This window comes from Streptomyces sp. NPDC087263 (genome assembly GCF_044744645.1).
GTDB lineage: Bacteria > Actinomycetota > Actinomycetes > Streptomycetales > Streptomycetaceae > Streptomyces.
The window spans coordinates 919,306-925,624 of the sequence record NZ_JBIUYT010000001.1 but is presented as its reverse complement, the minus strand read 5'-3'; the positions used below and the strand labels follow the sequence as shown (position 1 = coordinate 925,624).

Annotated in this window: 6 protein-coding genes; 5 read left to right on the top strand and 1 reads right to left on the bottom strand. The window is 68.8% G+C overall.

The window, feature by feature from the left end; all coding sequences use genetic code 11:
* Nucleotides 1-238 precede the first annotated feature (238 nt).
* From ACIPC1_RS04110 to ACIPC1_RS04090, 5 genes are all read left to right on the top strand, one after another.
* Complete coding sequence (locus ACIPC1_RS04110; RefSeq protein ID WP_402513016.1) at nucleotides 239-1,306, top strand: glucose-1-phosphate thymidylyltransferase; 1,068 nt, start codon at nucleotides 239-241, stop codon at nucleotides 1,304-1,306.
* Complete coding sequence (rfbB, locus tag ACIPC1_RS04105; protein WP_402513015.1) at nucleotides 1,303-2,313, top strand: dTDP-glucose 4,6-dehydratase; 1,011 nt, start codon at nucleotides 1,303-1,305, stop codon at nucleotides 2,311-2,313. Before ACIPC1_RS04110 ends, rfbB begins: the two co-directional genes overlap by 4 nt.
* Nucleotides 2,310-3,200: a dTDP-4-dehydrorhamnose reductase gene (gene rfbD, locus ACIPC1_RS04100; RefSeq protein WP_402513013.1), complete on the top strand. Its 891-nt coding sequence runs from the start codon at nucleotides 2,310-2,312 to the stop codon at nucleotides 3,198-3,200. The genes rfbB and rfbD overlap by 4 nt, the downstream gene beginning before the upstream one ends.
* A 92-nt stretch (nucleotides 3,201-3,292) precedes the next feature.
* A complete protein-coding gene (locus tag ACIPC1_RS04095; RefSeq protein WP_402513011.1) occupies nucleotides 3,293-4,732 on the top strand; it encodes an FG-GAP repeat domain-containing protein in 1,440 nt (479 codons plus the stop codon).
* 132 nt (nucleotides 4,733-4,864) lie between these two features.
* Nucleotides 4,865-5,659, top strand: a complete 795-nt coding sequence (locus ACIPC1_RS04090; protein WP_402513010.1) for a class I SAM-dependent methyltransferase — start codon at nucleotides 4,865-4,867, stop codon at nucleotides 5,657-5,659.
* 57 nt (nucleotides 5,660-5,716) lie between these two features.
* On the opposite strand, the gene rfbC is transcribed toward ACIPC1_RS04090, so the two are convergent.
* Nucleotides 5,717-6,310, bottom strand: coding sequence for a dTDP-4-dehydrorhamnose 3,5-epimerase (rfbC, locus tag ACIPC1_RS04085; protein WP_402513008.1), 594 nt, complete (start codon nucleotides 6,308-6,310; stop codon nucleotides 5,717-5,719).
* Nucleotides 6,311-6,319 lie beyond the last annotated feature (9 nt).

Below are 6,319 nucleotides of genomic sequence, written 5' to 3'. Positions count from 1 at the left end.
TGGCCGCTTGTGGGGGGTGTCCCCCCGGCACGGGGGGGGCCCCCCCGGGGCCCCCGGGGGGGCCCCACCGCCGTTCCGCGTCGTACACCCCCAAGAGCCGTCATCCGCAGATCGCATAGGTGAACGACGCGTGAATCAGTGATGCACGATCGGGCTAAGATAAGGAGCGAGATTGACATCAAACTAAGAAAAAATGGGATTCTTTTCCCATGTGAACCATAGTCTCTAGGGGCAATACGTGAAGGCTCTCGTGCTCTCCGGGGGAGCGGGCACCCGCCTCCGCCCGATCACACACACCTCGGCCAAGCAGTTGGTGCCGGTCGCCAACAAGCCCGTGCTCTTCTACGGCCTCGAGGCGATCGCCGACGCCGGCGTCACCGAGGTCGGCATCGTCGTCGGGGACACCGCGAACGAGATCCGCGAGGCGGTCGGTGACGGTTCGCAGTTCGGGATCAAGGTCACCTACATCCCGCAGGACGCGCCGCTGGGCCTCGCCCACGCCGTGCTCATCGCCCAGGACTTCCTCGGTGACGACGACTTCGTCATGTACCTCGGCGACAACTTCATCGTCGGTGGCATCAGCGGCCTGGTGGAGGAGTTCAGGGCCGACCGGCCCGACGCGCAGATCCTGCTGACCAGGGTCCCCAACCCCACCTCATTCGGTGTCGCCGAGCTCGACGGCAACGGCCTGGTGGTGGGCCTGGAGGAGAAGCCGAAGAAGCCCAAGAGTGATCTGGCGCTCGTCGGCGTGTACCTGTTCACCTCGGCCATACACGAAGCCGTCCGCTCCATCGAGCCCTCCTGGCGCGGCGAGCTGGAGATCACGCACGCCATCCAGTGGCTGATCGACGAGAAGCGTGACGTCCGCTCCACCACGATCTCCGGCTACTGGAAGGACACCGGCAACGTCACCGACATGCTGGAGGTCAACCGGTCGGTCCTGGAGACGGTGGAGCCGGTGAACGCGGGCACCGTGGACGAGGACAGCGAGATCATCGGCCGGGTGCGCATCGAGGCGGGTGCCCGTGTCAGCGGCAGCCGGATCGTCGGACCCGCGATCATCGGAGCCGGCACGGTGGTGAGCGACGCGTACATCGGTCCTTTCACCTCCGTCTCCGAGGACTGCCGGATCGAGGACAGCGAGATCGAGTACTCCATCGTGCTGCGCGGCTCCTCCGTGACCGGCGTGCGCCGTGTCGAGGCCTCGCTGATCGGCCGCGATGTCGAGGTCACCCCCGCCCCCCGTAACCCCGCAGCCCACCGGCTCGTGCTCGGTGATCACAGCAAGGTGCAGATCTCTTCATGACGACCTCCTCCTCTCCCGCCCACCCCACCCGGATTCTGGTGACCGGCGGCGCAGGTTTCATCGGCTCCCACTACGTCCGTACGCTGCTCGGCCCGCAGGGTCCCGGTGATGTCTCGATCACCGTCCTGGACAAGCTGACGTACGCGGGCAACCCGGCCAACCTCGACGAGGTGCGCGCGCACCCCGGATTCGCCTTCGTGCAGGGCGACATCTGCGACCCCGAGCTGGTCGGCAAGCTGATGGCCGAGCACGACGAGGTCGTGCACTTCGCCGCCGAGTCGCACGTCGACCGTTCCATCGACGGTGGCGCCGAGTTCGTCCGTACGAACGTGGTCGGTACCCACACGCTCATCGACGCGGCACACCGGGCCGGCATCAAGACCTTCGTGCACATCTCCACGGACGAGGTCTACGGCTCGATCGACGAGGGCTCGTGGCCCGAGACGCACCCGCTGGAGCCCAACTCGCCCTACTCCTCGGCGAAGGCCTCCAGCGACCTGATCGCGCTGTCGTACCACCGCACCCACGGCCTGGACGTCCGCGTCACCCGTTGCTCGAACAACTACGGGCACCACCACTTCCCCGAGAAGGTCATCCCGCTCTTCGTCACCAACCTCCTCGACGGCAAGAAGGTCCCGCTGTACGGCGACGGCGGCAACGTCCGCGACTGGCTGCACATCGACGACCACGTCCAGGGCATCGACCTGGTCCGCACCAAGGGCCGCGCGGGCGAGGTCTACAACATCGGCGGCGGCACCGAGCTCTCCAACAAGGAGCTCACCGGACTGCTGCTCGCCGCGTGCGGAGCCGACTGGGAGACCAGCGTCGAGTACGTCGAGGACCGCAAGGGCCACGACCGACGCTACTCCGTCGACTGCACGAAGATCCGCGAGGAGCTGGGCTACGTCCCGCGCAAGAGCTTCGAGCAGGGGCTGGCGGAGACGGTCCAGTGGTACCGCGAGAACCGCGCGTGGTGGGAGCCGCTGAAGGAACGGGCGGCCCTGTGAGCGACACCCGAAGCTGGCTGGTGACCGGCGCGGGCGGGATGCTCGCGCAGGACGTCCTGGCCCGGCTCGCGACCGCCGGCGTCCCGGCGGTCGCGGTCACCCGCACCGACCTGGACATCACCGACCCCGCCGCCGTACGGGCGGTCCTCGCGGAGCACCGCCCGGCCGTCGTGGTCAACTGCGCGGCGTGGACGGCTGTCGACGACGCGGAGACCCGCGAGGCCGACGCGCTGCGCATCAACGGCGACGGCGCGCGTCACCTCGCCGAGGCCTGCCGCGAGCAGGCCGCCGTACTCCTGCATGTCTCCACGGACTACGTCTTCCCCGGCGACGCCGAGAAGCCGTACGCCGAGGACGCCGCGACCGGCCCGCGCAGCGCGTACGGCCGTACCAAACTGGCCGGCGAGCAGGCGGTCCTCTCGACGCTTCCCGGCAGCGGTTTCGTGGTCCGTACGGCCTGGCTGTACGGGGCGGGCGGCGGCAACTTCGTCCGCACGATGATCAAGCTGGAGGGCGTCAAGGACACCCTGGACGTCGTCGACGACCAGCGTGGCCAGCCGACCTGGACCGTCGACCTCGCCGACCGGCTGGTCCGCCTGGGCCGGGGCGCCCTCGCGGGCACCGCACCGGCGGGCGTCTACCACGGCACCAGCGGCGGCGAGACGACCTGGTTCGGCCTCACGCGGGAGATCTTCCGGCTTCTGGGCACCGACCCGGCGCGGGTCCGTCCGACGACCAGTGAGGCGTTCGTACGCCCTGCGCCGCGGCCCGCGTACAGCGTGCTGGGCCACGACCGGTGGGCGGCGGCGGGCATCGAGCCGATCAGGGACTGGCCGGAAGCGCTGACGGAGGCGTTCCCGGCGCTGGTGGCGGCCGAGCGGAGCTGACCGGACGAACTGCGGTGGCCGGGTCCTGCCTTCGGGCGGGACCCGGCCACTTTCCGTACAACCTAAGGCGCGGCTCGCTGGTCCGTGTCCCCATGAAGAGAAGGCAGATTGCAGGCGTCTTTCTGATTCTCCTGCTGTCCGCATGCGGGACGGGCGGGACGGACGGGCCCGAGAAGACGGGCGGGACGGACGCGGAGCAGGGACGGACGCACCGGGAGGCCGTGCGGTCGGACTTCGACGGGGACGGGTACGGGGATCTCGTGGTCGGCGACGGGTCGGGGACCGTCAACGGGACTGACTCCGCCGGATACGCGGTCGTTCTCCGCGGATCCTCTCAGGGCCCGGCACTCAAGGGGTCGCAAGTAGTCACTCAGGACGGGCTCGGGCTCGGCAAGGCAGGCCAGGTCGGTGGTTTCGGATCCGACGGCAGGAGCGTGACCGCCGACCTCGATGGTGACGGGCGGGCCGACTTCGTCAGCCAGGCGGGCACCAACACGGTCTTCGTCGTCTGGGGAAGCGCCGAGGGGCTTTCCGGAGCGGCCCGGCTCGCGGGTTCCGCACCTGTCGCCGGCGATTTCGACGGTGACGGGCAGGACGACCTCGTCATCACCGGGACCGAGGAGAACAGCGCACGAGTCCTCCTGGGGCCGTTCAGCCGCGCAGGGGCACCGCGCCGCACCGTCTCCCTCGACCTGACGCCGAGCGACCCGGAGAACCCCGTCGCGAGGCCTTCCACAGCCGGCGACGTGACGGGGGACGGCAAGGACGACCTCCTGGTCACCTGGTCCCACATCTACGCGGACGAGGCACCCGTCCCGCGCGCGACCCTCGTGTACCGCGGCGCCGCCGACGGGAAGCTGGTCAAGGGCCCGCGCCTGAAGGACGACCAGGGCAAGGACTTCTACGGCGAGACACTCAGGACCGGGGACCTGAACAAGGACGGTTTCGCCGATGTCGTGGCAGGCCTCACCTGTGAGTCCATGGGCGAGCCCGTGCTCCCGGACGGTGGCAGTCGAGTGGCTGTCCTGTACGGGGGACCCTCCGGGCAGAGCGAGAAGCTGAAGCCTCTGCGTATCACCGAGAAGACAGCGGGCCTGCCCGTTCAAGGGCCCTTTTCATACTGCACATTCGGCTCCGGCGTGACGGTCGGTGACGTCCATGGCGACGGATACGCCGATGTGGCGTTCTCGGTCACGACGGGCCCTGGTGACGCCTCGGACCCGGATGACGTGGTCACCACCGTTGTTCTGCTGAGGGGGAGCGCTGACGGACTTACGGTCGAAAAGGCGCAGGCCGTACCCGGTAGCCCCGGCGGGATGCTGGACACGAACGGTGACCGAGCGGCCGAACTCCTGGTGGTGGTGGGCGGAACGGGCTACGCGGTCGAGGACCCGCAGAAACCCGAGGTCCAGGTGTTGCGCGGCGGGTCAGGCGGGGTTGAGCTCGCCCCGATGCTGGTGGTCAAGGAGGCCGACCTCGACCTCGGGCCGGAGATAGAGAGCAAGAGGTCGAACACCTTCGGAGTCGTGTGACCCACGGGCTGTCCCGCCCGTGAGCGAGTAAATTTGTGATGAACTTCCAAGAAAGCTTACGCCCGAGCCATCAGATGAGTAACTTCGCCGGGAACAAGAACAACAGCCGGAATCCGTCGAAAGGCCGCTTCAGTGGACCGTCATGAACTCCTGCGTGGACTGCACCGTGTCTACCGTCCGCGAAACTACCTGGAGATCGGCGTCAACGACGGCCGCAGTCTGGCGCTTTCGCGCGTCGCGTCGGTGGCGATCGACCCGGCCTTCAAGGTGGTGACGTCGATCAGCTGCGACGTCCACCTGGTCCAAGCCACCAGCGACGACTTCTTCGCCCGCAAGGACCCGCTGGTGCACCTGCGCCGCGGCCGCAACCCCTTCCGTGCCCTCGCCCGTAAGGACCCGCTGGGGGTTCTCGGCGGCGATCCCACGCTGGAGCTGGCCTTCATCGACGGCATGCACCTCTTCGAGTACGCGCTGCGTGACTTCATGAACGTGGAGCGCCACTCGCGCTGGTCGAGCGTGATCGTGCTCGACGACATGCTGCCGCGCGACGTCGACGAGGCGGCCCGCGACCGGCACACCAAGTTCTGGACGGGCGACGTCTACAAGCTGGTGACCGTCCTGCGGAAGTACCGCCCCGACCTGACGGTGCTGGAGGTCGACACCGCGCCGACCGGCGTCGCCGTGGTCTTCGGCGCCGACCCGCAGAACACCGTGCTCAAGGAGGCGTACGACGAGATCATCAAGGAGTACGTCACCCCTGACCCGCAGGCGGTCCCCGAAGAGGTGCTCGTGCGCAAGCACGCCGTGCAGCCCGAGGCGCTGCTGGGGGCCGACTTCTGGCCCGCCCTGACCCGGGCCCGCAACCTGCGCCGCTCGCGCTCGGCATTCGCTCCCCTGCGTGGAAAGATCGCGGCGCTCGGCGGCTGAGCGACCAGCAGAGAGGGGGCCCGCGGATCTGCTCCGCGGGCCCCCTCTGTCATTGCCTCAGGCGCGCAGCTGGGCCGCGTAGGCCTGGCAGTCCGCGTACGAAGGCAGCAGGCCCTGTGCCTCCGCCTCGGCCAGGGTCGGCGCCGCCGCGTCCTTCTCGGACAGGACGGGCGTCACGCCCGAGGGCCACTCGATGCCCAGTTCGGGGTCGAGCGGGTGGATGCCGTGTTCGCGCTGTGGGGCGTATCCCTCGGAGCAGAGGTAGACCACGGTCGCGTCGTCGGTCAGCGCCATGAAGGCGTGCCCGAGGCCCTCGGAGAGGTACACGGAGTGGTGGTCCGCGTCGTCCAGTCGTACGGCTTCCCACTGCTTGTACGTGGGTGAGCCGGTGCGGATGTCGACGATGACGTCCAGCACCGCGCCGCGTACGCACTTCACGTACTTGGCCTGGCTCGGCGGGACGTCGGCGAAGTGGATGCCGCGCAGGGTGCCCCGGCTGGAGACCGAACAGTTGGCCTGGGCCAGGTTCAGACCGTGGCCGGTGGACTCCGCGAAGTCCGCCCCCTTGAACCACTCGTGGAAGCTCCCGCGGTCGTCTGGGAAGATCTTCGGTTCGTGCACCCAGGCGCCCGCGATGCTGAGCTCCCGCATGGTGATCAC